The following is a 24,160-nucleotide window of genomic DNA, read 5'->3' as shown; positions in this document are numbered from 1 at the left end:
ACGTCACGTTACCAGGCCCCGCAGTCGCGTCTCTTTTGAATCATTAGTCCGCGGATATGAACAATCCGCGCATTCGGTTACTCGGGAATCCGTAGCATTGTGATTCATCGCAACGGCGCAACGCCCGTCAGGTCGACGACAGGCGCTTTTGCGGCACGATCCGCCAGCCGAGATTGACGCCGGCCGCCGCCACCAGAATCAGCACTGCGCCGAGCACCTGAATCCACGCGAGCGTTTGCCCGAACGCAATCCGGTCGACGATGATCGCCACCACCGGATAGATGAACGAGAGCGCGCCCGTCATCGAGGTCGGCAGCTTCTGGATCGCGCCGTACAGCAGCACATACATGAGGCCGGTATTGACGACGCCGAGCACGACCAACTCGAGCCACTGCACGCCGGTTGTGGGCAACGCGTCGAAGCGCACGAATGGCGCGAGCATCAGCACGCCGAGCGACACCTGGATCAGCGCGATCAGATGCGGGGGCGTGCCCTTGAGCCGCTTCGTAATGATCGACGACACGGCGTACATCGCCGCCGCGCCCACCGCGTACGCGACGCCGACCAGATATTGCCCCGGCACCGCCAACACCGCCGGCTCGACCTTCACGACGAACACGAGGCCAATGAACGCGACCACCAGCCAGGCCACTGTCGACGCGCTGATGCGCTCGCGGAACACCAACGCGCCGAGCGCCACCAGCATGAACGGCTGCGTGTTATAGACGGCCGTCGCCATCGAGATCGACGCGCGCGAATACGCGGCGAACAGCAGCACCCAGTTGATGACGATCGCCGCGCCGCCGAGCAGCGCGAGGCCGAGCATCTTCCACGAGAAGAGCTTCCGCTTGAACAGCCCCAGCACGGCGCACACGAGCGCCAGCGTCGCGCCGCCGAAAATGCAGCGGAAGAACACGACATTGAACGGGCTTTGCTGCGACGACACCACCAGCCAGCCGATGGTGCCGGACATCAGCATCGCCATGGTCATTTCCGCGGCCCCGCGGCGAATTTCATTTGACGCCATGATTCGATCCTCGAATTGATTCCTGCATGAGGAGCAGTGTAATTAATCCGATCGCCCGAATACATGGCTAAACTGAAGTGTCCACGCGATGCACCCTAATAATCGAAGGCCGTCATGATCAAACGCCTTACTCTTCCGACACCCGCCCCGCTCGACGATACGGACCGGGCGCTGCTCGCCGCGCTCGCGGAAGACGCGCGTCAGCCGGTCAGCGAACTGGCGCGTCAGGTCGGCCTGTCGGCGCCGAGCACGGCAGAGCGCGTGCGTCGGCTCGAAGCGCAAGGCGTGATCGAGCGCTTCACGGTGCAGATCGATCCACGCGCGCTCGGCTACACGCTGCAGGCCATCGTGCGCGTGAAGCCGTTGCCCGGCCAGTTGCATCTGGTGGAAGAGGTGATCCGGCGGATTCCGGAGTTCGTCGAGTGCGACAAGGTGACGGGCGACGATTGCTTCATCTGTCGCCTGTACCTCCATTCGATCGAGCAGTTGGACGAGATTCTGTCGAAGGTCACTGAGCGCGCGGAAACCAGCACCGCGATCGTCAAGTCGACGCCGGTCGCGCGCCGCTTGCCGCCGCTCGGTTGAACGAGGCGCGGGCGCGGCTTCGCGTATGAGCGAAGCGGAACGGGCAGAAAGGCTTACTGTTCGACCGCTTCGAAGAAAGACAGCATTTCGGCGACCAGTTCGTCCGACGCTTCTTCCGGTATGTAGTGGCCGCAAGACAGCGCACGGCCGCTCACGTCGCGCGCGACGTGACGCCATTCCGCCAGCGCGTCGAAGCACTTCTCGATCACGCCCTTGTCGCCCCACAGCACGCGCAGCGGACAGCCAATCTTGTGACCGCGCTCGATGTCGGCGCGATCGTGTTCCAGGTCGATGCTCGCCGACGCGCGGTAGTCCTCGCACATCGCGTGTACCGCGCCCGGTTGCGCGAGGGCCGAGCGATACGCTTCGAGCGCGGCGGGCTCGAACGGCGCCAGACCCGCGTGACGGCTGCCCATCACCGCGTCGACATAGGCCGACGGGTTCGCGCCGATCAGCGTTTCGGGCAGCGGCTCCGGCTGGATCAGGAAGAACCAGTGGAAGTAATGCGTCGCAAAGGCGCGGTCGGTGGCCTCGTACATCGCGAGCGTCGGCGCGATGTCGAGCAGCATCAGACGCTCGACGGCGTCGGCATGATCGAGCGCCATGCGATGCGCGACGCGCGCGCCGCGATCGTGCGCGCACACGAGAAAACGTTCATAGCCGAAATGGCGCATCACGGCGACCTGATCGGCCGCCATCACGCGCTTGGAATACGGTGTGTGCGCGGCGTCGCTCGGCGGTTTGTCCGATGCGCCGTAGCCGCGCAGGTCAGTGGCGATCACGGTGAAGTGTTGGGCCAGTTGCGCGGCGCACTTTTGCCAGATCAGATGCGACTGCGGATGACCGTGCAGCAACAGAAGAGGCGGCCCCGCCCCGCCCTTCACTCCAAAAATATCGACATCGCCCACGGCGACGCGAAAGGGCGTGAAATTCTCGAAGGCCATGGCGTCTCTCTCGTGATTTTGGAGTCCCTGCATTGTAGAAGCCCGATGTGTCCACGCGAGGTGGGATAGCCCACGCAAGCATAGAACCTGAACACTCCTTCCAACTGTTCTAAACGACCCAATCGAACGCGCTCGCCGCGCTTCGCCTATAATCGAACGACCGTTCTTAAATTTTCGGATGGCTGCGGCTGGCAAAAGCGCCGCAAGCCATGTGCCGCTAAACTCAGTCATCGCCGGGCGCGCAACGACGCACCGGCCCGCTCAAATCAGGAGACTCGCACTATGGCATTGCCCGCCGTCCTGCAAAAACTCGCGCTGCCCGTCGTCGCCTCGCCGATGTTCATCGTCAGCTATCCCGAACTCGTGTTGGCTCAATGTAAGGCCGGGATCGTCGGCTCGTTCCCCGCGCTGAACGCGCGCCCGGCCGAGCTGCTCGATGAATGGCTCACGCAGATTCAGGCGCAGCTCGCCGAGCACAAAGCGGCCAACCCCGACGCGGTCATCGGGCCGATCGCCGTCAACCAGATCGTCCATCAGTCGAATACGCGGCTCGAACATGACGTACGCGTGTGCGTCGAACATAAGGTGCCGATTTTCATCACGAGCCTGCGCGCGCCGGCGCGGGAAATCGTCGATGCGGTGCACAGCTACGGCGGCATCGTGCTGCATGACGTGATCAATCTGCGCCATGCGCAGAAGGCGCTGGAAGCGGGCGTCGACGGGCTGATCCTGGTGGCGTCCGGCGCGGGCGGCCATGCCGGCACGACCTCGCCGTTCGCGCTGGTCGGCGAAGTGCGGCGCATGTTCGACGGCCCGATCGTGCTGTCGGGCTCGATCGCCAACGGCGGCTCGATTCTCGCGGCGCAGGCCATGGGCGCGGACCTCGCCTACATGGGCACGCGCTTCATCGCGACCAAGGAAGCCCACGCGGTCGACAGCTACAAGCAGGCGATCGTCAATTCCACGGCGTCGGACATCATCTACACGAACCTGTTCACCGGCGTGCATGGCAACTACATCCGCGAAAGTATCCTGAACGCGGGGCTGGACCCGGACGCGCTGCCGGAATCGGACAAGAGCGCGATGAACTTCGGCAGCGACAAGGCGAAGGCGTGGAAAGACATCTGGGGCGCAGGCCAAGGCGTCGGCCTGATGGACGACGTGCCGAGCGTGGGCGAATTGGTGCGGCGTTTGACGAAGGAATATGACGACGCAAAGGCGCGGCTGGGGATTGCGCGCTGAGGTGGTGCACCGCGGCGTGACTCGGTCGGGGTTGCGCGCTGCGCGTTTGCTTGGAGCGCGTCGGCGGAGGCGCTTGATTCGGGGCGCTGGATCTGAGGCGCTTAATCTGGACGGTTTTGCACTGCGGCCCGGCTTCACGCCGAGCCGCAGCGATCACCGCGCAGCCCGACTTACATATTGCGGCGGTACTGCCCGCCCACTTCAAACAACGCGTGCGTGATCTGCCCGAGCGAGCAGACACGCACGACGTCCATCAGCACCGCGAACACGTTTTCATCGTCGATCACCGCGCGCTTCAGGCGTTCGAGCGCGGCGGGCGCAGCGTCGCGATGCCGCGCCTGGAAAGCGCGCAGACGTTGCAACTGGCTCTGCTTTTCGTCGTCGGTGGAACGGGCTAGCGCGATCGGCTGCGGCGCCTCGTGCGGATGCGCGCTCAAAAACGTATTCACGCCGACGATCGGATACGAGCCATCATGCTTGCGATGCTCGTACAACATCGACTCGTCCTGAATGCGCCCGCGCTGATACCCGGTTTCCATCGCGCCGAGCACGCCACCGCGCTCGGTCAGCCGGTCGAACTCGGCGAGCACCGCCTCTTCCACCAGATCAGTCAGTTCCTCGATCACGAAGCTGCCCTGATTCGGATTCTGATTCTTCGCGAGTCCCCATTCACGGTTGATGATCAACTGAATCGCCACCGCGCGGCGCACCGAATCCTCGGTGGGCGTGGTGATCGCTTCGTCGAAGGCGTTCGTGTGCAGCGAGTTGCAGTTGTCGTAGATCGCGATCAGCGCCTGCAGCGTGGTGCGGATATCGTTGAAATCGATCTCCTGCGCGTGCAGGCTGCGGCCCGAAGTCTGCACGTGATACTTGAGCTTCTGGCTGCGTTCGTTCGCGCCGTAGCGCTCGCGCATGGCAACCGCCCAGATGCGTCGCGCGACGCGGCCCAGCACCGTGTACTCCGGGTCCATGCCGTTCGAAAAGAAGAACGACAGATTCGGCGCGAAGTCGTCGATCGACATGCCGCGGGCGAGGTAAGCCTCGACATACGTGAAGCCGTTCGCGAGCGTGTAGGCAAGTTGCGAGATCGGGTTCGCGCCGGCTTCGGCGATGTGATAGCCGGAGATCGACACCGAATAGAAATTGCGCACGCCGTGCTCGACGAAGTACGCCTGAATATCGCCCATCACTTTCAGGCTGAATTCGGTCGAGAAGATGCAGGTGTTCTGGCCTTGGTCTTCCTTCAGGATGTCGGCCTGCACCGTACCGCGCACGTTTTCCAGCGCCGCGCGGCGCGTCGCGGCGAGTTCGTCGTCCGTGAGCGGGCGGCCTTGTTGCTGCGTCATGCGCGCGATCTGCTGATCGATCGCGACGTTGAAAAACATCGCGAGGATCGTCGGCGCGGGGCCGTTGATCGTCATCGAGACCGAGGTTTCCGGCGCGCAGAGGTCGAAGCCGTCGTAGAGCGTCTTCATGTCGTCGAGCGTCGCCACCGAGACGCCCGAATTGCCCACCTTGCCGTAGATGTCGGGGCGCTCGTCCGGTTCCTCGCCGTAGAGCGTGACCGAGTCGAAGGCGGTCGACAGACGCTTGGCCGGCATGCCTTCTGAGAGCAACTTGAAACGGCGGTTGGTGCGTTGCGGATCGCCTTCGCCGGCGAACATCCGCGTCGGGTCTTCGTTTTCGCGGCGGAATGGGAACACGCCCGCGGTGAAGGGAAAGTAGCCGGGCAGATTGTCGAGCATCAGCCAGCGCAGAATCTCGCCGTGGTCGACGAACTTCGGCAGGGAGACTTTGCGGACTTCAGATCCGGAAAGCGTCGTGACGGTGAGCGCGGTGCGAATCTCGCGGTCGCGGATGCGGACGATGTGTTCGGCGCCCGAGTACGCGGCGACGGTTTGCGGCCAGGCGTCGAGGAGCGCGCGCTCGCGTTCGCCGAGGGAGGCGGTGCGTTGGGTGATGAGGGTGTCGAGTTGCGAGAGATTTTGGTTGGCGGTAGCGGCGCGTGTGGTCGTTTCAGAGTTTGCGGTTGAGGCTGAGTTCGCAGTCGCGTTTGTGCCTGAACCGGCGTTTGCACTTGCGGCGGAACCTGGGCTTGCAATTGCAACTGCACGTGCAGCCGCGCCCGCCTCCCCGACCATCCGACGCGCCTCGACAAGTTGCCAGCGCTCACGCGCCACGCGCGCTTGCGCGTCGGCTCGCTCGCGATACGCGTGGACGGTCTGCACGATATCCGCCAGATAGCGCACCCGAGCCGGCGGCACGATGGCGTTACGGCCGCTCGAAAAGCGCAGACCTTCTGGCGCGGCCAGCCGGCCGCCGCCGGAGCGCAAGCCGTGCTTGCGCAGCGCCTGGGCGACGTGCCGGTACAGCGCGGTCACGCCGTCGTCGTTAAAGCGCGACGCGATCGTGCCGAACACCGGCATTGCTTCGGGCGATTTCGCGAAGTCGCCGCGATTGCGCTGCACCTGCTTGCCGACGTCGCGCAACGCGTCCGGCGCGCCTTTGCGATCGAACTTGTTGATCGCGACGAAGCCGGCGAAGTCGAGCATGTCGATCTTCTCCAACTGGCTCGCCGCGCCGAACTCCGGCGTCATGACATACAGCGATTCGTCGACAAACGGCACGATCGCCGCATTGCCCTGGCCGATGCCGGACGTTTCGACGACGATCAGATCGAAGCCCGCCGCCTTGCACAGCATCAGCGCGTCGGGCAGCGAGTCCGAGATTTCGCTCGATGCTTCGCGCGTCGCCATTGAACGCATGTACACGCGCGCGCCGCCGCCCCAGTCACCGATTGCGTTCATGCGGATGCGGTCGCCCAGCAGCGCGCCGCCGGACTTGCGGCGCGATGGGTCGATGGCGAGCACGGCAATGGTGAGGGCGTCGCCGTAGTCGAGGCGAAAGCGGCGGATCAGTTCGTCGGTGAGCGAGGATTTGCCGGCGCCGCCGGTTCCGGTGATGCCCAGGATGGGGGTTGCGGTTGCTTTTGCCTGGGTGGACAGCTTGTCTCGCGCGGTTGCGTCGATGGCGCCCGCTTCGAATGCGCTGATGAGTTGCGCAAGGCGGCGGAAGGTGAGGGATGCCGGGTCGGGGGTGTTGGCGGTGTTGGCGGTGTTGGCGGTGTTGGCCATATGATCCGTGCGCGCCGCGTTGCCCACGTGACTCGCCTGACTGGACGGATTGCGTGCTGCATCCACGTGCTCGTCGCCGCCGGCATCGCCGCGCGAATCAAACCGCGGCAACCCACGCTTCGAAAACTCGTCCACCCACTCGCCAACCGGACGCTGCCCGGCCGCCTCAGCCGCGCGCGCGCCTTCGGCGCAGCGCGCGATCATATCGTCGATCATGCCTTGCAGACCCAGCCGCTGCCCGTCCTGCGGCGAATAGATCTTCTCGACGCCGTAACGCTCGAGTTCTGCAATTTCCTCAGGGACGATTACCCCGCCGCCGCCGCCAAACACCTTGATGCGCTCGCCGCCGCGCGTCCGCAGCAAGTCGACCAGATAGCGGAAGTATTCGTTGTGGCCGCCCTGGTAGCTGGACACGGCGACGCCGTCGGCGTCCTCGTGCAGCGCGGCGGTGGCGACTTCATCGACGGAGCGGTTGTGGCCGAGGTGAATCACCTCGACGCCGCTCGCCTGCAGAATGCGCCGCATGATGTTGATCGACGCGTCGTGGCCATCGAACAAGGCAGCCGCCGTGACAAAGCGCAGGCGCCGACCCGCGGGCAGCTTGTGGCTGCCGGCGCGCTGCGGCGTGGACAGATCGGTCATGTCTCCCCCAGATCGTTACGCGTATGGGTGCTGGCAACCAGTATAGCGAAACGGGTCGGAGTGCCTCGGTGGCCAAGGCGGCCTAGCGCACCGCCAACGCCTTGATCTGTTCGAGCGACGGCCACAGCGACTCGTTCGCGAACCGCTCGGCGAGAAAATCGACAAACGAGCGCACCTTGGCCGACAGATGCCGGCGGCTCGCGTAGACGACGTGAATAGGCAACTCGCGCGGCGGCACGTCGTCCACCAGCAGCGGCACGAGACGCCCCGCGGCCAGATCGTCGCCGATCACCTCGGTGCCGAGCATCGCGATGCCCGCGCCTTGCAGCACGATCACGCGCTGCGCTTCCAGATGATTGACGATCAGATTGCCCGTCAGACGCACGCGCGGCGAGGCGTCGCCGGTCGCGGGCGCGATTTCGAGCGCCGATACGCCCGCGTATTGCAGATAGTTGTGGCGCGCCAGATCGGCGACGGTCTTCGGCGTGCCATGCCGCTTCAAATACGCCGGCGACGCGCACAGCACGAGGTGCGCGGTCGCGATCTGCCGCGCGATCAATGAAGAAGACTTCAGCCCGCTTGGCGAAGCGCGGATCGCGACATCGAAACCCTCGTCGATCAGTTCGACCACGCGGTCCGACAAGGTCATATCGACGGTGACCTGCGGATACTGCGCGGCGTAGTCGGCCACCGCGGCCATCACGTGGCTCAAGCCGAACGCCGACAGCGACGAGACCCGCAAGCGCCCCTGCGGCACGACGCTCGCCGCGCCGACCACTTGCTCGGCCTCCTCGAGTTCAGTGAGCACCTGGCTCAGACGCTCGTAATACTCACGACCCGCCTCGGTCGGCGCGACCCGCCGCGTGGTGCGGTTCAGGAGACGCGCGCCGAGTTGCTGTTCGAGGTGCATCACGTGCTTGCTCGCCATGGCCGCCGACATCTCCATCCGTTCAGCCGCGCCGACAAAGCTGCCGACTTCGACCACGTGCCGGAACACTTTCATGCTGACGAGGGTATCCATCTCAATCGCTCGCTTCAGGAATCAATCGACGTCATTTTGCCGGGTTTATCAAAGACTGGTCGGCAAAACAGTTTCCCAAGGGATGAATACAGCGGCGCAGAAGCAAAAAAACCCGCCTTCCGAAGAAGACGGGCTTGGAGATCAAGCTGATGCGTCCGTCGCGCGAAGCCCGCAAGCCGGCGTCGCGCGGCGCGGCCGGGGAGCCTAGAACTTGGCGCGCAGGCCGACGCCGTAGGTGTTGCCGCTCGACATGCTGGAGATATGATCGTACATGTAGGCCGCGTAGATGTCCGTGCGCTTGGACAACGGATAGTCGTAGCCGACCGAGGCCGTCTGACGGGTCTGGTCGAAGCCGCCGCCGTCGCGCGAGTAGGCGTACGACGCCATCACCGAGCCCGGGCCGAACGGCACCGTCGCGCCGCCTTGCGCCGTGTTCACGTGCCAGCTCGTGACCTGCTGGTCGTTGTACGTGTACATGTACTGGCCGAAGAACTTCACGAACTTCAGATCGTACGACACGCCGACTTGCGCGACGCTCTGGCTCTTCAGGCCGGGCACGCCCGACGTGCTGAAGCTGCCGAGGTCGCTCGGCACGTTGTTGAAGTTCACGTACTGATACACCGCCGTAGCCGCGAACGGGCCGTGGAAGTACAGCACCTGGCCGCTCCACTTCTTCGCGCCGTTCTCGGTCGTGTTGCCGAGGGCGTACATGGCCGTCGCCGACAGGCCGTTGAAGTTCGGCGACGAGTACGACACCGCGTTGCTCCAGCCGGAGTCGCCCGTCACGCCCTGATCCGTCGAATAGGTCGGGAACGTGCCGAGACCAAGGTACGTGTGCCAGACCATCGGCGAGAACTGGTACGAGTCGATGAACGGGTTGAACAGAATTGTCGACACGAACAGCGGCGTCGTCAGACGGCCGGCCGTGACCGTGCCGTAGGGCGACTCGATACCGACGTACGCGTTACGCGAGAACATCGTGTCGCCCGTGAAGCGGCCGTACTGGCCGTTTTGCGCCAGGAAGAACCCTTCCAGCGCGAAGATCGCCTTGTAGCCGTTGCCCAGATCCTCCGCCCCTTTCAAGCCCCAGTACGAAGTCGACATGCCGCCGCCCGAGACCTGCACCGCAGTCTTGCCACCCGGGAATTTCTGCGCGCCGACCCATTCGTCGACCTGACCGTAGAGCTGCACGCTCGATTGCGCAAAAGCAGACGATGCACTGGCCAGCAGAGCGGCACACGCGGTTGCCTTGAGGGTGGTCTTCAGCGCACTGCTGATGCTTGTTTTCATGGGTTCTCCTGTCTTTGTCAAAAAGGGTGTGGCTGTGCGAAAGGGGGAGCTCGCGCGAATCATTGTTGTTGTCCGTTCGATCATCGAGCCAATCTGGGCGGGACCATCTTTGCGGACCATTTTTATGAACAAAAATATCGTTGGTTATTGCGGGTATATCGGTCTGATTAGTTTTGTCGCTTATCGGCCTGATAAAGCCCTGGCCGACCGAGCGCTCGCCGTGCCGCCGCAAGTTTTGCCGCACCGCGCAAAGCGTTACTCACATTGCGGCCGCCGGGTTGATAACGCCTCAGATGACACGCGGATGACGCACCGCCGCAGAAACGACCAAATTTGACGATGGGAGAGGGGCTGCTGCCGAGTGTTTTCAAAAAAGTGTGGCGTCGAAACGTCACATTGGCGGCGAGCTTTAGGGACGGCGGTAAAGCGGAAGGCCGCTGTCAAGCGGTTTGAAAGGCAGGAGCGGTGGTCCGGCGAAACGAAGCGATGAGAATTTGGGAGGACGAAATGGCCGTGATTGCCGCGCACCCGGTTCGGGATGATGCAGGCGTGAGGGCGGAGTCAGATACGCGAATGGCCGGCACTCGAACAATCTCGAAGCGGCGTGTAGAAGTCGGCGAAGGGAGACAAAAGTAGAGGTGTGTGCGCTGTCTAAACAGCAAACACTGGTTGCTCACGCAACAAACGCAACGCGTAGCGCACGCAGCACGAACGCCTAGTTCCGGTAAGGCGAGCCTTCCGACTGACGCGGATCGTCCGACTGGCGCTGCATGGCGCGCGATGAACCGCGCTCCTCGTTATAGCGGGCGACGTCGGCGCGAATCGAGCCGGCGCGAACCGGCGCATTGGCAGGCGGCCGCGGCACCGTGCGCGACTCGGCACTGACCGGCGTGATGGCGCCGGCGTACTGCATGCCACCGCGGCCGTCGCCGGCGTAGCCGGCCGGTCCGGCGACACGTCGCACGCCCGGCTTATAGACGTCAAAGCCGTCGGCGTAATTTCCGCCCGCGAAATTCGCTCCGCCACGCGGCAGACGCGCGTTGCGCTCAGCCATCGTATTGCGGGCCGGCACAGCCGCGGTGGCGCCGTAGTAGCGGCCACCGTCATGCATATCGCCGCGCACGGCGTGATTCGCTTCGGCATGCGAATAGCCGCCACCGCCGCCGTGCGGCATGCCTGGCGCTTTCGCATAGGCGAACGAGCACAGCGCAGCGATGACCGCGCCCAACGCCCAGTGCCTCGTTCTCGACAACCCGTCCACCCAGTGACTCACATGCCCGAAGACTTGCCTGAAGCCCACCGTTCGAGCTGCGATGGACTTGTTTTGGGACTGGCACGAGCGCCGCGACGAGATCGCGACGCCGGGTATCCCGACGGCCTTTGAACCGTAATTTATGGGTGCCGGCAAAGGGTGTCGAGCCAAAAAGTGTTAGGCCTCGGACGCGGATGTAACACCTTGTTACTGCGACGTTTTTCTACGACAGAGTCCTTGCGCGAAAGCCCTGAAACCGCTTGCTTTCAAGGACTTGGAGAGAAAGATCATGGCCTCTTGCGTATGACGAATCGCGTCTGGATTTTCACCTCGATTGTCAAAACTGCATGGACCAAACAGATCACGTCGCCAATACTGAAAATTTGGGTCGCATGCTGTCCGAATTTTCCGGAACATGCCTTTTGATGCGCAACCCTCATTAATCGATTCGGCAAATGAATTTGCATATTTAATCGAAAATCAATAACAATAGCTCTTTCCCATAGGCTGGGACGGCGCCTTCATGCGCGCGTCCCGCGCGCTTTTCCGCGTTACCGAATCGAGATTCCGACATGGCTCGCCCGAAACTGCTTCCCGACAACTTCACCTTGTGCCTCGTGGGTACCGTGATCCTTGCCAGCTTGCTGCCGGTTCATGGGCAGGCCGCCGTCGGGTTCAACTGGGTGACCAATGTGGCGGTCGGCCTGCTGTTTTTCCTGCACGGCGCCAAGCTCTCACGCGAAGCGATCATTGCGGGCGCGACGCATTGGCGCCTGCATCTGGTGGTGCTGCTGAGCACGTTCGCGCTCTTTCCGCTGCTCGGCCTCGCGCTTAAACCGCTCCTTTCGCCACTTGTCACGCCGGCGCTCTATGCGGGGGTCCTCTTCCTCTGCACGCTGCCGTCTACGGTTCAGTCGTCGATCGCGTTCACGTCCATTGCCAAAGGCAACGTGCCGGCTGCCGTATGCAGCGCGTCGGCCTCGAGCCTGCTCGGCATCTTCATCACCCCCGCGCTCGTCAGCCTCGTCGTCACCAATCAGGCGGCCGGCGGCGGCGCTTCGCCGTGGCACACGGTGGGCAACATCGTGCTGCAACTGCTGGTGCCGTTCGTGGCCGGGCAGTTGCTGCGCCCGTTGATCGGCAAATGGATCGAGCGCAATCGCGGCGTGCTCAAGTTCGTCGACCAGGGCTCGATCCTGCTGGTCGTGTACGGCGCGTTCAGCGAGGCCGTCAATGAAGGCCTGTGGCATCAGATTCCGCTCTCCGCACTCGGCGGCCTGCTGCTGCTGTGCGTCGTGCTGCTTGCCCTCGCTCTCGCCGTGACGATTTTCGTCAGCAAGCGACTCGGCTTTAGCCGTGCGGACCAGATCACCATCATCTTCTGCGGTTCGAAGAAGAGCCTTGCCGCCGGCGTGCCGATGGCCAAGGTGATATTCGCCTCGCATGCGGTGGGCGCCGTAGTCTTGCCGCTGATGCTGTTCCACCAGATCCAGTTGATGGTGTGCGCCGCGCTCGCGCAGCGCTGGGGCGCGCGCGACATCAGCGGCGAGACCCACGCCGCCTCGCGCGAGCGGACCGCCGCCGCCGTCGCGCGCCGGTGAATACGCGCGCAATGCAAACAGGACATTCATAAGCGCCCTCCCTGAGCGTCATTTGAAGAAAGCCGCCTCGCGCGGCTTTTTTGTTATTTCACGCGCAAACGCCGCCGCTGTCGCCTCGGCCGGATGGCATAGGTCAATTCCTGGCAACGTGGAGCCGGCCTTCAGAATGGCTCGACCGAACACAAACAAACGCACCATCCCAGTGCAGCGGTTCACTAAAAGTTCACTTAACTCCGCGCAAGCCGGGCCGATAAGCCGAAGGTCGATCGCTACGCCTACTTGCCATGCAACCTCGCTCGCCCTCCCGATCCGCCGCGCCGCGCATCGAGGAGTTGATCGCCCGGCGTGATCTGTCCGCCGTGTTCCAGCCGATCATCGATTTCGAAGACGGCGCGATTCTCGGTTACGAAGGTCTGATCCGCGGCCCGGCCGGCACGTCGCTCGAAGCGCCGTTCGCCCTGTTTTCGCAAGCGCTCGCCGAGGGCTGCACGATCGAGCTCGAACGCGCCGCCGCGCGTACCTGCATCGAAGCGTTCGCGCAGCTCGACTTCGACGGCAAGCTGTTCCTGAATTTCAGCGCGGGCGCGATGCGCCAATTGGCCGAGGCGCGCGACGACACGCTCGCGCTGCTGCGACATCGCGGCGTCGATCCGCAGCGGATCGTGGTCGAGCTGACCGAGCAAAGCACGATTCTGGATGTGGGCAGTTTCCTGCCAGTCATCTCGACACTGCGCACGACCGGCGCGCAATTCGCGCTCGACGACTACGGCACCGCGAACGCCAGCATGAATTTGTGGGTCCGGCTGCAGCCGGACGTCGTGAAGATCGACCGCTTCTTCATTCACGACATTGCTTGCGACCCGCTCAAGTTCGAGGCCGTGCGCGCGATGCAGCACTTCGCCAGCGCAAGCGGCGCGCGGCTCGTCGCGGAGGGCATCGAAAACGAAGCGGATCTGATCGTGGTGCGCGACATGGGGATCGGCTGCGGGCAGGGGTTTTTCTTCGGCCGTCCGCACGCGCAGCCGGCGCGCAAAGTCACCGACGACGCCCGCGACGCGCTGCGCGCCGGCCACATCGCCGTGTTCCCCGAGACCACGCGCACGGTGAGCAGCGCGTCGCCTTCGGGCGGCATGGCGTCGGCGAAGATGCTGGTGCACGCGCCCGCGTTGCCGCGCCACGCCACCAACAACGACGTGCTCGAACTGTTCAACCGTCTGCCCGATTTGCACGCGGTTGCGGTAGTCGAGCAGGACGAGCCGGTCGCGCTGATCAATCGCCGCAGCTTCATGGACCGCTACGCGCTCCCGTATCACCGCGAGCTGTTTGGCAAGCGCCCTTGCCTGCTGTTCGCCAATGCATCGCCGGTCATCATCGAGAAGTCGATGACCGTCGAGCAGATGGCCAAGCTCCTTGCAAGCGACGATCAGCGTTATCTCGCCGACGGCTTCGTCATCACCGACAACGGCCAATACGTCGGCCTCGGCACCGGCGAGAAGCTCGTGCGCGCGGTGACCGAGGTGCGCATCGAAGCCGCGCGCTACGCGAATCCGCTGACCTTCCTGCCGGGCAACATCCCGATCAGTTCGCACATTGGCCGCCTGCTCGGCCACGACGCCGGCTTCTACGCGTGCTACGTCGACCTGAACCACTTCAAGCCGTTCAACGACCAGTACGGCTACTGGCAAGGTGACGAAGTCCTGAAATTCGCCGCCGTCGTACTCGCCGACGTGTGCGATCCGACCCGCGACTTTCTCGGGCACGTGGGCGGCGACGACTTCCTGATCCTGTTCCAGAGCGACGACTGGCGCGACCGCGTGCTGCGCGCGATCCACGTGTTCAACGAAGGCGCGCAGCGCTTTTATGCGCCGACCGATCGCCTCGCCGGCGGCATCCACGGCGAGGACCGGCGTGGCAATCCGACCTTCTTCGGTTTCGTGACGATGGCGATCGGCTGCGTGCGCGTCGAGCCCGCTGACGGCCCGTCTATCTACAGCAGCGAGGAAATCGCCTCCGTCGCGGCGCTGGCCAAGCGGCGCGCGAAGCACGAGGCGAGCGGTTTCGTGTTGATCGACGCCGACGAAAGCGTGGCCCTGCTGCGCGGACAGGTCGAGGCCGCTCACGTGTCGCTGGAGTGAACGCGTCGCGCCCAAGGTTGGAATCGGACATTGTTTAGCTAATTTTACTAAACAGCATATTCCGGGCCAACTCCAACGCCTACGGGTATTTCCGGGTGTCGAGCGAGTGTTTTTCGGGCAGTTTTAGCGTGGTTTTACTATACAATCGCCCGAACCCAAACACCGTGCGGCCGCCCTTGTGCGTCCGCTTCATTCGATGGCCACAACCATCCGCGACGTCGCCCGCGCGGCCAGCGTGTCGATCGGCACCGTCTCACGCGCATTGAAGAATCAGCCGGGCCTTTCCGAGGCCACCCGCGAGCGCGTCGTCGAAGCGGCGCGCAAGCTCGGCTATGACGCCGCCCAGTTGCGCCCGCGCATCCGCCGCCTCACGTTTCTGCTGCACCGTCAGCACAACAATTTCGCCGTCAGCCCGTTCTTTTCGCACGTGCTGCACGGCGTGGAAGACGCCTGCCGCGAGCGCGGCATCGTGCCGTCCGTGCTGACCGCGGGCCCCACCGAAGACGTGATCCAGCAGATGCGCCTGCACGCGCCGGACGCGGTGGCGATTGCCGGTTTCGTCGAGCCGGAAACGCTGACCACGCTGGTGGCGATGCAGCGCCCGCTCGTGCTGATCGACCTGTGGGCGCCCGGCATGCGCTCCGTGAATCTCGACAACGCCGCGGGCGCCACGCTCGCCATGCGGCATCTGTTCGAGCAGCAGCGCAAGCGCGTCGCGTTCATCGGCGGCTCGCTCGCGCACTTCAGCATCGCGCAGCGCGCGCTCGGCTATCGGCGCGCGTTCTTCGAAGCGGGCTTGCTGTTCGACCCGTCGCTGGAAGTGACGATCGACGCCGGCCTCGACCCCGACAGCGGCGCCGCGCGCGCCATGCATCAATTGCTCGACGCGCCAGGTCCGCGCCCCGACGCCGTGTTTGCCTATAACGACGCCGCCGCGCTCGCCGCGCTGCGCGCGTGCCTCGCACGCGGACTGCGCGTGCCCGAGGACATCGCCATCATCGGTTTCGACGACATTCCCGCCGCCGCCCATGCCACGCCGCCGCTGTCGACCATCTCGGTCGACAAGGAAGCGCTCGGCCGGCGCGGCGTCGAACTTCTGCTAGAAGACGCACCTGCCGAACTGGAAGTCCGTTTGCCCGTCCATCTCATTGCCCGTGCCAGTACTTTGGTGAAAATGCCATGACGCAATCCGATCCGCTTCACCCCGCCAACGGTGCCGCCGCGCCGCCGCCCGTCGAGAGCTTCCGCGCACGCGACTTTCTGCTCGCGCATGTGCAGGACACGCTGCGCTTTTACGCGCCGAACGTGCTCGATCCGAGCGGCGGCTTTTTCCATTTCTTCCGCGACGACGGTTCGGTCTACGACAAAACCACGCGACATCTGGTGAGCAGTTGCCGCTACGTGTTCAACTACGCGATGGCGTATCGCCAGTTCGGCGACCCGCAGCATCTCGAATACGCGCGCCACGGCTTGCAGTTCCTGCGCGAAGCGCATTGGGATGCCCAGCACGAAGGCTACGACTGGGAACTCGAATGGCACGACGGCACAAAGCGCACGCTCGACGCGACACGCCACTGCTACGGCCTCGCGTTCGTCCTGCTCGCCTATTCGCATGCGGCCATGGCCGGCATCGAGGAAGCCAAGCCGATGATCGGCGCGACCTTCGATCTGATGGAACATCGCTTCTGGGACGCCGCTGCGGGCCTCTACGCCGACGAAGCGTCGCCCGAATGGCGCGTCAGTTCATACCGTGGCCAGAACGCGAACATGCACACCACCGAGGCGCTGCTCGCCGCGCATGAAGCGACCGGCCATCTCGTCTATCTGGATCGCGCGGAACGGGTGGCGTCGAATATCACGCTGCGTCAGGCGAAGCTGTCGCAGGGTCTGGTGTGGGAGCACTTTCACGCGGACTGGTCGGTCGACTGGCACTACAACGAGGAAGACAGCTCGAACATCTTCCGCCCGTGGGGCTTCCAGCCGGGGCACCAGACAGAATGGGCGAAGCTGCTGCTGATTCTCGAGCGCTTCCGTCCGCTGCCGTGGCTGCTGCCGCGCGCCATCGAACTGTTCGACGCCGCCATGACGCACGCGTGGGACGAAGACCACGGCGGCCTCTACTACGGCTTCGGCCCCGACGGCACCGTGTGCGACCATGACAAGTATTTCTGGGTCCAGGCGGAAACCTTCGCGACGGCCGCGCTGCTCGGCAAGCGCACCGGCAACGAACGCTTCTGGGACTGGTACGACGAGATCTGGCGCTATAGCTGGGCGCATTTCGTCGATCACAAGTATGGCGCGTGGTACCGCATCCTCACGTGCGACAACCGCAAGTACAGCGACGAAAAGAGTCCGGCCGGCAAGACCGACTATCACACCATGGGCGCGTGCTACGAAGTACTGGCCCACGCGCTGCCCGACGGGGCGGCCGCTGCGTCCGAATCCGCGGAGCAAACAAAATGAGCAATCCGAGCGCGAATCACGAATTTCCCTTCTTCGTCTCAGCCGGTGACATCCTCACCGATCTCGTACGCACCGGCGCCTCGCAATGGCTCTCGCGTCCTGGCGGCGCCGGCTGGAACGTGGCGCGCTGCGTGGCGCGGCTCGGCCTGCCGACCGCGTGCGCGGGCTCGCTGGGCGTCGATAACTTCTCCGATGAGTTGTGGAACGCGAGCGTCGCGGCCGGGCTCGACATGCGCTTCATGCAGCGCGTGGAGCAGCCGCCCTTGCTGGCGATCGTGCATCAGACGCATCCGCCCGCGTACTTCTTCATGGGCGAGAACAGCGCCGATCTGGCCTTCGATCCGGCACGCCTGCCGGCGGGCTGGATGAGTCAGGTGAAGTGGGCGCACTTCGGCTGCATCAGCCTCGTGCGGCAGCCGATCGGCAACACGCTCGCCACGCTCGCAGCCGAGTTGCGTTCGCAAGGCGTGAAGATCAGTTTCGATCCGAACTATCGGAATCTGATGGAGCACGGCTACGAACCCACGTTGCGGAAAATGGCCGCGCTCGCCGATCTGATCAAGGTGTCGGACGAGGACTTGCGCCTGCTGTTCAAGACCGACGACGAGGCCGGCGCACTTGCGCAGTTGCGCGCCATGAATCCGGCCGCCACCGTGCTGGTGACGCGCGGACCGGAGACCGCCGTGCTGATCGACGGCGCCATGGTGACCGAGGCGCGGCCGCCGCGCGTCGAGGTGGTCGATACGGTCGGTGCGGGCGATGCGTCGATCGGCGGCTTTCTGTTCAGCCTGATGACCGCGCCGCAGCGGGCATGGCCGGAGCACCTGGCCTTCGCGCTGGCGGCCGGCGCGGCCGCTTGCCGCCATGCCGGTGCGCACGCGCCGTCGCTCGATGAAGTCGTCGCGCTGCTGTAATTCTGTTGCCTTGTGCGGCGCGCATTGTCACCGGCATGGAGCGCCGCCAGGGCGGAGAACCGAACCTTCATCATCGTGCTAGGATGAAAAAACCGAAACCTTTGGAAGACGGAGAGACGCCATGGACGACATCACCTACACCAAAGGCATCTACACGGCCACTGCCTCGACAAGAGAAATAGATAAAGACACCTGGCAGGGCGTGGTTACCCTCTCGCGCGACGAAGGCGACGCCACCGCCGATCAGGAAACCACGCTCTACGAAGTCGAAGCCACTTCGTCGACGCCGGAGGAAGCTCTTGAGGAAGCCAAAGCGCTTGCTCATCGCATCCTCGGGGAAATCGAACTGTAGGTAGAACCGGCGCCGCGCCTTTCGCGCTTCGTTCGCGTTGGTGTTGCGTCACCCTGAACCAACCGGCTGGAGGCGGTCATGGCTGAACAGCTCTTCCTCTACGGCGTGTACTCGATTCACGTCCGCCCACTCGAACTCAACGGTGCCCGCTGGGACGCGGAGTATGAAATCCGCCATCGCGAGAAAGCCGTCAAACCATGGACGACGGTAGGCGGCGACAACGGCTATGGCGACGAAGCCGAAGCTGTCGCCGCGGCTCATCAGCAAGCCGTCGACGATATCGAACACGGCGCTGGCATTCCCAAGCCGCGAGCCTTTCCGTAAGTCCGAAGCGCGCGCACGCTGTGGTGCGCGTGCGTGATTGCGTGATTGTTTCAGTGCGCGGTGTCGGTGCGGTGTTGGCACGATGGCGCCGTGTCGGCATGGCTTGCATGAAGCACCGTCCACGGCGAGCAGTCGCCGCTTCGGCCGTCGCCGCACGTAGCGTTCGAGCGACAAAGCTGCGCACGCCGCCGCACCGCTGTGCCGCACTTTTACGCGCCCGCGCACCCGCGGAAAATCAGCTTCCGTGAACAAGGCGTCGTGCTACGCTTTGGCCGTTTTCATTTCCACGAGCCTGCGATGGCGACTGAACCGTCAGACCGTCCTTCCGGCTTCGGCGACGCCGAAGCGCGCGCGTCGGCGCGCCGCCCACGCGGCAGCCGAGAGTTGCGTCTGGACGATCGCGTGATCATCGCGCACGGCATGCCGACGCCGCTCTGGCAGGATCTCTATCACCGCGCTCTGGTGGTGCGCTGGCCGACGTTTTTCGCCTCGCTCGCAGTCCTGTTCGTGCTGCTAAACACGACGTTCGCCACGCTCTATATGTTCGGCAACGCGCCGATCGCCAACCAGTTTCCAGCAGGTTTCGAAGGCGCGTTTTTCTTCAGCGTCGAAACGCTCGCGACGGTCGGATACGGCGACATGCATCCGCAAACCGTCTACGCGCACTGGATCGCCACGCTGGAAATTTTCGTCGGCATGTCTGGGATCGCGCTGGCAACGGGGCTGATCTTCGCGCGTTTTTCACGCCCGCACGCCAAGATCATGTTCACGCGTTACGCGGTGATCCGGCCGCTCGACGGCCGCATGACGTTGATGGTGCGCTCGGCCAACGCGCGTCAAAACGTGATCGCCGAGGCGCGCGCCAACCTGCGCATCATGCGCCAGGAGACCACGGCCGAAGGCTACACGCTGCGCAAACTTTACGACCTGACGCTGGTGCGAGATCAACACCCGGTGTTCAAACTGGGCTGGACGCTGATGCACATCGTCGATGAAAACAGTCCTCTGTTCGGCGAAACCGCCGAAACGCTCAAGCGCCGCGACACGATGTTGATTCTGACGCTGGAAGGTGTCGACGAATCGACATCGCAAACCATGCAGGCCCGTCACACGTGGCCGTGCGAGCAGATCTACTGGCATCACCGTTTCGCGGACATCATGACCGAGCAGGACGGCGTGAGCCATATCGATTACGCGCGGTTCGACGAGATCGAGCCGCTAGACGAGGCGCCCATTGCCGCCGTCAAGTCGGTAGCGCCGGCGCCGTAAGCCGCCTGAATCGCGGCGCACCGCACTTCCCTCGCGCGTGCCGCCGATCGCGCCGCCTTCTTCCCGATTAACCCCCAAAACGCACCAGGGCTTACCCGAATGCCATCGCTGCGTGGCAGATCCATCTCAAAACTTCATTAAAACGCGCGGGTCTTCTCGCCTATTCGTGAACGGCCGGTCAAAGTAGAAAAAATCCACTCCAATCGGCGCTAAAAAATAGAGTCTCTTTCGCTGCGTCACCTTCGTGGTCCCCACCACCGCGCGCGGATGCCAAACAATGGAGACTCACCCATGACCGCTCGCCTGCCCATCGACGGCACGCCCGCACTGGCCGATTACAAGCTTTCCGATAACCTCACCGCGACGCGCGGCCGCATCTTCCTGACCGGCACGCAGGCGCTGGTGCGTCTCGCGCTCATGCAGCGCGCCGCCGACAAGGCGCGCGGCATGAACACCGCCGGCTTCATCAGCGGCTATCGCGGCTCGCCGCTCGGCATGGTCGACCAGCAGTTGTGGAAAGCGCAAAAGCTGCTCACGGCGAGTGATATTCGCTTCTTGCCCGCCATCAACGAAGAACTCGGCGGCACCGCCGTGCTCGGCACGCAGCGGGTGGAATCGGACCCGGAGCGCACCGTCGAAGGCGTGTTCGCGATGTGGTACGGCAAGGGCCCGGGCGTGGACCGCGCCGGCGACGCGCTGAAGCACGGCAACGCCTACGGCTCGTCGCCGCACGGCGGCGTCTTGGTGGTGGCTGGTGACGACCACGGCTGCGTGTCGTCGTCGATGCCGCATCAGAGCGACTTCGCGATGATGGCGTGGCACATGCCGGTCGTGAATCCGTCGAACATCGCCGACATGCTCGAGTTCGGCTTGTATGGCTGGGAGCTGTCGCGCTTCTCGGGCGCGTGGGTCGGCTACAAAGCGATCTCCGAAACGGTCGAATCCGGCTCGACGGTCGATCTCGACGCGCTGCGCACCGACTGGACCATGCCGCAGGATTTCGAAGCGCCGGCCGGTGGCCTGCACAATCGCTGGCCCGATCTGCCGAGCCTGACGATCGAATCACGGATGCACGCGAAGCTCGACGCGGTGCGCCACTTCGCGCGCGTGAACAGCATCGACAAATGGATTGCGCCGAGCCCGCATGCGAACGTGGGGATCGTGACGTGCGGCAAGGCGCATCTGGACCTGATGGAAACGCTGCGCCGCCTCGATCTGACGGTCGCCGATCTGGAAGCGGCCGGCGTGCGGATCTACAAGGTCGGCCTGTCGTTTCCGCTGGAGATGACGCGTATCGACGCGTTCGTCTCCGGCCTGTCCGAAGTGCTGGTTATCGAGGAGAAAGGCCCGGTCATCGAACAGCAGATCAAGGACTATCTGTACAACCGCACGCAAGGCACGCGGCCGATCGTGGTCGGCAAGAACGCAGAGGACGGCACGATGCTGCTATCGTCGCTCGGTGAATTGCGGCCGTCGCGCATTCTGCCGGTGTTCGCCAACTGGCTCGCGAAGCACAAGCCCGCGCTCGATCGCCGCGAACGCGTGGTCGATCTGGTCGCGCCGCAAATTCTCTCGAACGCCGCGGACAGCGTGAAGCGCACGCCGTACTTCTGCTCGGGTTGCCCGCACAACACCTCGACCAAAGTGCCGGAAGGATCGATCGCGCATGCGGGGATCGGCTGTCACTTCATGGCGTCGTGGATGGAACGCGACACGACCGGTCTCATCCAGATGGGCGGTGAAGGCGTGGACTGGGCGTCGCATTCGATGTTCACGAAAACGCGCCACGTGTTCCAGAATCTCGGCGACGGCACCTACTTCCACTCGGGCATTCTGGCGATCCGCCAGGCCGTGGCCGCGAAAACCACCATCACGTACAAGATTCTCTATAACGACGCCGTCGCGATGACGGGCGGCCAACCGGTCGACGGCAGCATCTCAGTGCCGCAGATCGCGCGCCAGGTGGAAGCCGAAGGCGTGTCGCGCTTCGTCGTGGTCAGCGACGAGCCGGAGAAATACGACGGCCATCACGACCAGTTCCCGAAGGGCACCACGTTTCACCATCGCAGCGAGATGGACACCGTCCAGCGCCAACTGCGCGACACCGACGGCGTGACCGTGCTGATCTACGACCAGACCTGTGCGGCGGAAAAACGCCGGCGCCGGAAAAAAGGCGAATTCCCTGATCCGGACAAGCGCCTCTTCATCAACGAGGAAGTCTGCGAAGGCTGCGGCGATTGCGGTGTGCAGTCGAATTGCCTGTCGGTGGAACCGGTTGAAACGGCATTGGGCCGCAAACGCCGCATCGATCAGTCGTCGTGCAACAAAGACTACTCGTGCGTGAACGGCTTCTGCCCGAGTTTCGTCACGGTGGAAGGCGGCAAGCTGAAGAAAGCCGCGGGCGCCGCGTTCGATCCGGCGGCACTCGCCGCTCGCGTCGAAGCCTTGCCGATTCCCGCCACGCATCTCGACGCCGCGCCGTACGACATTCTGGTGACGGGCGTCGGCGGCACGGGCGTCGTGACGGTGGGCGCATTGATCAGCATGGCGGCGCATCTGGAAGGCAAGAGCGCGTCGGTGCTCGACTTCATGGGCTTCGCGCAAAAGGGCGGCTCGGTGCTGTCGTTCGTGCGCTTCGCCGCGCGCGACGAGTGGCTCAACCAGGTGCGTATCGACACGCAACAGGCCGACGTGCTGCTCGCCTGCGACATGGTGGTTGGCGCAAGTGCCGATGCGCTGCAAACGGTGCGTCATGGCCGCACGCGCATCGTCGTGAATACGCATGCGATTCCGAACGCCACATTCGTGACGAATCCGGACGCAACGCTGCACGCCGACGCGCTGCTCGACAAGATGCGTCACGCGGCTGGTCCGGAGCGTATGTCGACGTGCGATGCCCAAGCGCTCGCCACGCGTTTTCTCGGCGACACCATCGGCGCGAACATTCTGATGCTCGGCTATGCCTGGCAACTAGGACTCGTGCCGGTATCGTTCGGCGCGATGATGCGCGCGATCGAATTGAACAACGTCGCGGTGCAGATGAATCAGTTGGCGTTTTCGATCGGCCGCCTCGCCGCCGAAGATCCGGCCGCTCTCGAAGCGTTGTGGCAAGCGCGGCATCTGGCGAAGCAAACCGTGCGCGTCGATACGCTCGACGAATTGATCGCGCATCGCGAAGGGCGTCTGCAGACCTACGGCGGCGCGAGCTATGTGAAGCGTTATCGCGCGCTGGTCGACGCGGCACGTCGCGCGGAAACCGCCGTGGACGCAAAAAGCGAGCGCGTGACGCGTGCGGTGGCGACCACGTTCTATCGTCTGCTTGCGGTAAAGGACGAATACGAAGTGGCGCGCCTGCATTCGGATATCGCATTCCGTGAAGCATTGGAAGCGCAATTCGAAGGCGTGGCCGGCAAAGACTTCGGCATCAAGTTCAATCTTGCGCCGCCGACGCTTACGCGTCCTGAACCCGGCAAGAATCCTTCTAAAAAAACTTTCGGCCAATGGATGTGGCCGGTGCTCGGCACGCTGGCGAAATTCAGCAGCCTGCGCGGCACGACGCTCGATCCGTTCGGCCGCACGCTGGAGCGCAAGATGGAACGCGAACTCGCGGGCGATTACGAAACCACATTGCAGCGTGCGCTCGCGAAGCTCGATGCCGGCAATCTGGAAGACGTGGCGAAGCTCGCCGACCTGCACGCTCGTGTGCGCGGTTATGGTCACGTGAAACTCGCGAATCTGGCGGGCGTGAAGCGTGGTGAACGCGATCTGGCCACACGTTTGCAGATCGATGCGGCAACGGGTGAGTCGGTGCGGAAATCACTGGAAGAGGTAAAGGGCGCGGGGCAGTTGCGCGGGATTCCGGTGGTCGTGGCGAAGTAGTTTTTCTTGGCGCCGTAGACGCAGAAAAAAGAATGCCGCTTCGAGAGCGATCTCGACGCGGCATTTTTCTTTGCTTTGTTGGTTTA

18 protein-coding genes are annotated in these 24,160 nt (G+C 63.9%); 12 read left to right on the top strand and 6 right to left on the bottom strand.

The features are described 5' to 3' along the window. Positions 1-127: 127 nt before the first annotated feature. Complete coding sequence (locus PQR42_RS37320; protein ID WP_408219162.1) at positions 128-1,027, bottom strand: DMT family transporter; 900 nt, start codon at positions 1,025-1,027, stop codon at positions 128-130. 114 nt (positions 1,028-1,141) lie between these two features. Here PQR42_RS37320 and PQR42_RS37315 point away from each other — a divergent pair, with 114 nt between their 5' ends. Next, a complete protein-coding gene (locus tag PQR42_RS37315) occupies positions 1,142-1,612 on the top strand; it encodes an Lrp/AsnC family transcriptional regulator (protein WP_408392257.1) in 471 nt (156 codons plus the stop codon). Between the two features lie 53 nt (positions 1,613-1,665). Here PQR42_RS37315 and PQR42_RS37310 read toward each other — a convergent pair whose 3' ends face one another. Next, positions 1,666-2,556 carry an alpha/beta fold hydrolase gene (locus PQR42_RS37310; RefSeq protein ID WP_408392260.1) on the bottom strand — a complete coding sequence of 297 codons (891 nt, stop codon included), beginning with the start codon at positions 2,554-2,556 and terminating at the stop codon, positions 1,666-1,668. A 282-nt stretch (positions 2,557-2,838) separates the two neighbouring features. Between PQR42_RS37310 and PQR42_RS37305 the strand changes: the two genes are divergently transcribed. Next, entirely contained in the window at positions 2,839-3,798 is a 960-nt protein-coding gene (locus PQR42_RS37305; protein ID WP_408392263.1) for an NAD(P)H-dependent flavin oxidoreductase, read from the top strand. A 170-nt stretch (positions 3,799-3,968) separates the two neighbouring features. Here PQR42_RS37305 and PQR42_RS37300 read toward each other — a convergent pair whose 3' ends face one another. The 3 genes from PQR42_RS37300 to PQR42_RS37290 all read right to left on the bottom strand — a co-directional run bounded on the left by PQR42_RS37300 (position 3,969) and on the right by PQR42_RS37290 (position 9,885). Beyond that, positions 3,969-7,574, bottom strand: coding sequence for a methylmalonyl-CoA mutase family protein (locus PQR42_RS37300; protein ID WP_408495130.1), 3,606 nt, complete (start codon positions 7,572-7,574; stop codon positions 3,969-3,971). Between the two features lie 82 nt (positions 7,575-7,656). Then, positions 7,657-8,595: a LysR family transcriptional regulator gene (locus PQR42_RS37295; protein WP_116143216.1), complete on the bottom strand. Its 939-nt coding sequence runs from the start codon at positions 8,593-8,595 to the stop codon at positions 7,657-7,659. Between the two features lie 204 nt (positions 8,596-8,799). Then, positions 8,800-9,885: a porin gene (locus PQR42_RS37290; RefSeq protein WP_408219177.1), complete on the bottom strand. Its 1,086-nt coding sequence runs from the start codon at positions 9,883-9,885 to the stop codon at positions 8,800-8,802. Between the two features lie 124 nt (positions 9,886-10,009). On the opposite strand from PQR42_RS37290, the gene PQR42_RS37285 reads away from it, so the two are divergent. Continuing rightward, on the top strand, positions 10,010-10,222 hold the full coding sequence (locus PQR42_RS37285; protein ID WP_408392269.1) for a hypothetical protein: 213 nt from the start codon (positions 10,010-10,012) through the stop codon (positions 10,220-10,222). A gap of 378 nt (positions 10,223-10,600) precedes the next feature. Here the strand turns inward: PQR42_RS37285 and PQR42_RS37280 are convergent, their stop codons facing one another. After that, positions 10,601-11,146 carry a hypothetical protein gene (locus PQR42_RS37280; protein ID WP_408219289.1) on the bottom strand — a complete coding sequence of 182 codons (546 nt, stop codon included), beginning with the start codon at positions 11,144-11,146 and terminating at the stop codon, positions 10,601-10,603. A gap of 563 nt (positions 11,147-11,709) precedes the next feature. Between PQR42_RS37280 and PQR42_RS37275 the strand changes: the two genes are divergently transcribed. The 9 genes from PQR42_RS37275 (at position 11,710) to PQR42_RS37235 (ending at position 24,074) form a co-directional block, all read left to right on the top strand. Further along, a complete protein-coding gene (locus PQR42_RS37275) occupies positions 11,710-12,738 on the top strand; it encodes a bile acid:sodium symporter family protein (RefSeq protein WP_408219182.1) in 1,029 nt (342 codons plus the stop codon). A gap of 284 nt (positions 12,739-13,022) precedes the next feature. Next, complete coding sequence (locus PQR42_RS37270) at positions 13,023-14,873, top strand: EAL domain-containing protein (protein WP_408392271.1); 1,851 nt, start codon at positions 13,023-13,025, stop codon at positions 14,871-14,873. A gap of 196 nt (positions 14,874-15,069) precedes the next feature. Continuing rightward, entirely contained in the window at positions 15,070-16,056 is a 987-nt protein-coding gene (locus tag PQR42_RS37265; RefSeq protein WP_012431493.1) for a LacI family DNA-binding transcriptional regulator, read from the top strand. Continuing rightward, entirely contained in the window at positions 16,053-17,336 is a 1,284-nt protein-coding gene (locus PQR42_RS37260) for an AGE family epimerase/isomerase (protein ID WP_408219189.1), read from the top strand. The genes PQR42_RS37265 and PQR42_RS37260 overlap by 4 nt, the downstream gene beginning before the upstream one ends. Continuing rightward, complete coding sequence (locus tag PQR42_RS37255; RefSeq protein ID WP_408219192.1) at positions 17,333-18,250, top strand: carbohydrate kinase family protein; 918 nt, start codon at positions 17,333-17,335, stop codon at positions 18,248-18,250. The genes PQR42_RS37260 and PQR42_RS37255 overlap by 4 nt, the downstream gene beginning before the upstream one ends. 121 nt (positions 18,251-18,371) lie before the next feature. After that, positions 18,372-18,602 carry a hypothetical protein gene (locus tag PQR42_RS37250; RefSeq protein ID WP_408219195.1) on the top strand — a complete coding sequence of 77 codons (231 nt, stop codon included), beginning with the start codon at positions 18,372-18,374 and terminating at the stop codon, positions 18,600-18,602. Between the two features lie 78 nt (positions 18,603-18,680). After that, positions 18,681-18,926: a hypothetical protein gene (locus tag PQR42_RS37245; RefSeq protein WP_310813290.1), complete on the top strand. Its 246-nt coding sequence runs from the start codon at positions 18,681-18,683 to the stop codon at positions 18,924-18,926. A gap of 297 nt (positions 18,927-19,223) precedes the next feature. Continuing rightward, positions 19,224-20,195: an ion channel gene (locus PQR42_RS37240; RefSeq protein WP_408219198.1), complete on the top strand. Its 972-nt coding sequence runs from the start codon at positions 19,224-19,226 to the stop codon at positions 20,193-20,195. A 291-nt stretch (positions 20,196-20,486) separates the two neighbouring features. After that, positions 20,487-24,074: an indolepyruvate ferredoxin oxidoreductase family protein gene (locus tag PQR42_RS37235; RefSeq protein WP_408392273.1), complete on the top strand. Its 3,588-nt coding sequence runs from the start codon at positions 20,487-20,489 to the stop codon at positions 24,072-24,074. Positions 24,075-24,160 lie beyond the last annotated feature (86 nt).

The organism is Paraburkholderia sediminicola (assembly GCF_046027355.1).
GTDB classification, from domain to species: Bacteria; Pseudomonadota; Gammaproteobacteria; order Burkholderiales; family Burkholderiaceae; genus Paraburkholderia; species Paraburkholderia sediminicola_B.
Note: the sequence above shows the minus strand (reverse complement) of the source record. Positions and strands in the feature narration are given on the sequence as shown.

Coding starts and splice junctions, on each gene's coding strand:
- PQR42_RS37310 (WP_408392260.1), bottom strand. CDS start 2,556: ATGGCCTTCGAGAATTTCACGCCCTTTCGCGTCGCCGTGGGCGATGTC.
- PQR42_RS37290 (WP_408219177.1), bottom strand. CDS start 9,885: ATGAAAACAAGCATCAGCAGTGCGCTGAAGACCACCCTCAAGGCAACC.
- PQR42_RS37295 (WP_116143216.1), bottom strand. CDS start 8,595: ATGGATACCCTCGTCAGCATGAAAGTGTTCCGGCACGTGGTCGAAGTC.
- PQR42_RS37275 (WP_408219182.1), top strand. CDS start 11,710: ATGGCTCGCCCGAAACTGCTTCCCGACAACTTCACCTTGTGCCTCGTG.
- PQR42_RS37240 (WP_408219198.1), top strand. CDS start 19,224: ATGGCGACTGAACCGTCAGACCGTCCTTCCGGCTTCGGCGACGCCGAA.
- PQR42_RS37270 (WP_408392271.1), top strand. CDS start 13,023: ATGCAACCTCGCTCGCCCTCCCGATCCGCCGCGCCGCGCATCGAGGAG.
- PQR42_RS37285 (WP_408392269.1), top strand. CDS start 10,010: ATGAACAAAAATATCGTTGGTTATTGCGGGTATATCGGTCTGATTAGT.
- PQR42_RS37255 (WP_408219192.1), top strand. CDS start 17,333: ATGAGCAATCCGAGCGCGAATCACGAATTTCCCTTCTTCGTCTCAGCC.
- PQR42_RS37265 (WP_012431493.1), top strand. CDS start 15,070: ATGGCCACAACCATCCGCGACGTCGCCCGCGCGGCCAGCGTGTCGATC.
- PQR42_RS37260 (WP_408219189.1), top strand. CDS start 16,053: ATGACGCAATCCGATCCGCTTCACCCCGCCAACGGTGCCGCCGCGCCG.
- PQR42_RS37300 (WP_408495130.1), bottom strand. CDS start 7,574: ATGACCGATCTGTCCACGCCGCAGCGCGCCGGCAGCCACAAGCTGCCC.
- PQR42_RS37320 (WP_408219162.1), bottom strand. CDS start 1,027: ATGGCGTCAAATGAAATTCGCCGCGGGGCCGCGGAAATGACCATGGCG.
- PQR42_RS37250 (WP_408219195.1), top strand. CDS start 18,372: ATGGACGACATCACCTACACCAAAGGCATCTACACGGCCACTGCCTCG.
- PQR42_RS37315 (WP_408392257.1), top strand. CDS start 1,142: ATGATCAAACGCCTTACTCTTCCGACACCCGCCCCGCTCGACGATACG.
- PQR42_RS37305 (WP_408392263.1), top strand. CDS start 2,839: ATGGCATTGCCCGCCGTCCTGCAAAAACTCGCGCTGCCCGTCGTCGCC.
- PQR42_RS37245 (WP_310813290.1), top strand. CDS start 18,681: ATGGCTGAACAGCTCTTCCTCTACGGCGTGTACTCGATTCACGTCCGC.
- PQR42_RS37235 (WP_408392273.1), top strand. CDS start 20,487: ATGACCGCTCGCCTGCCCATCGACGGCACGCCCGCACTGGCCGATTAC.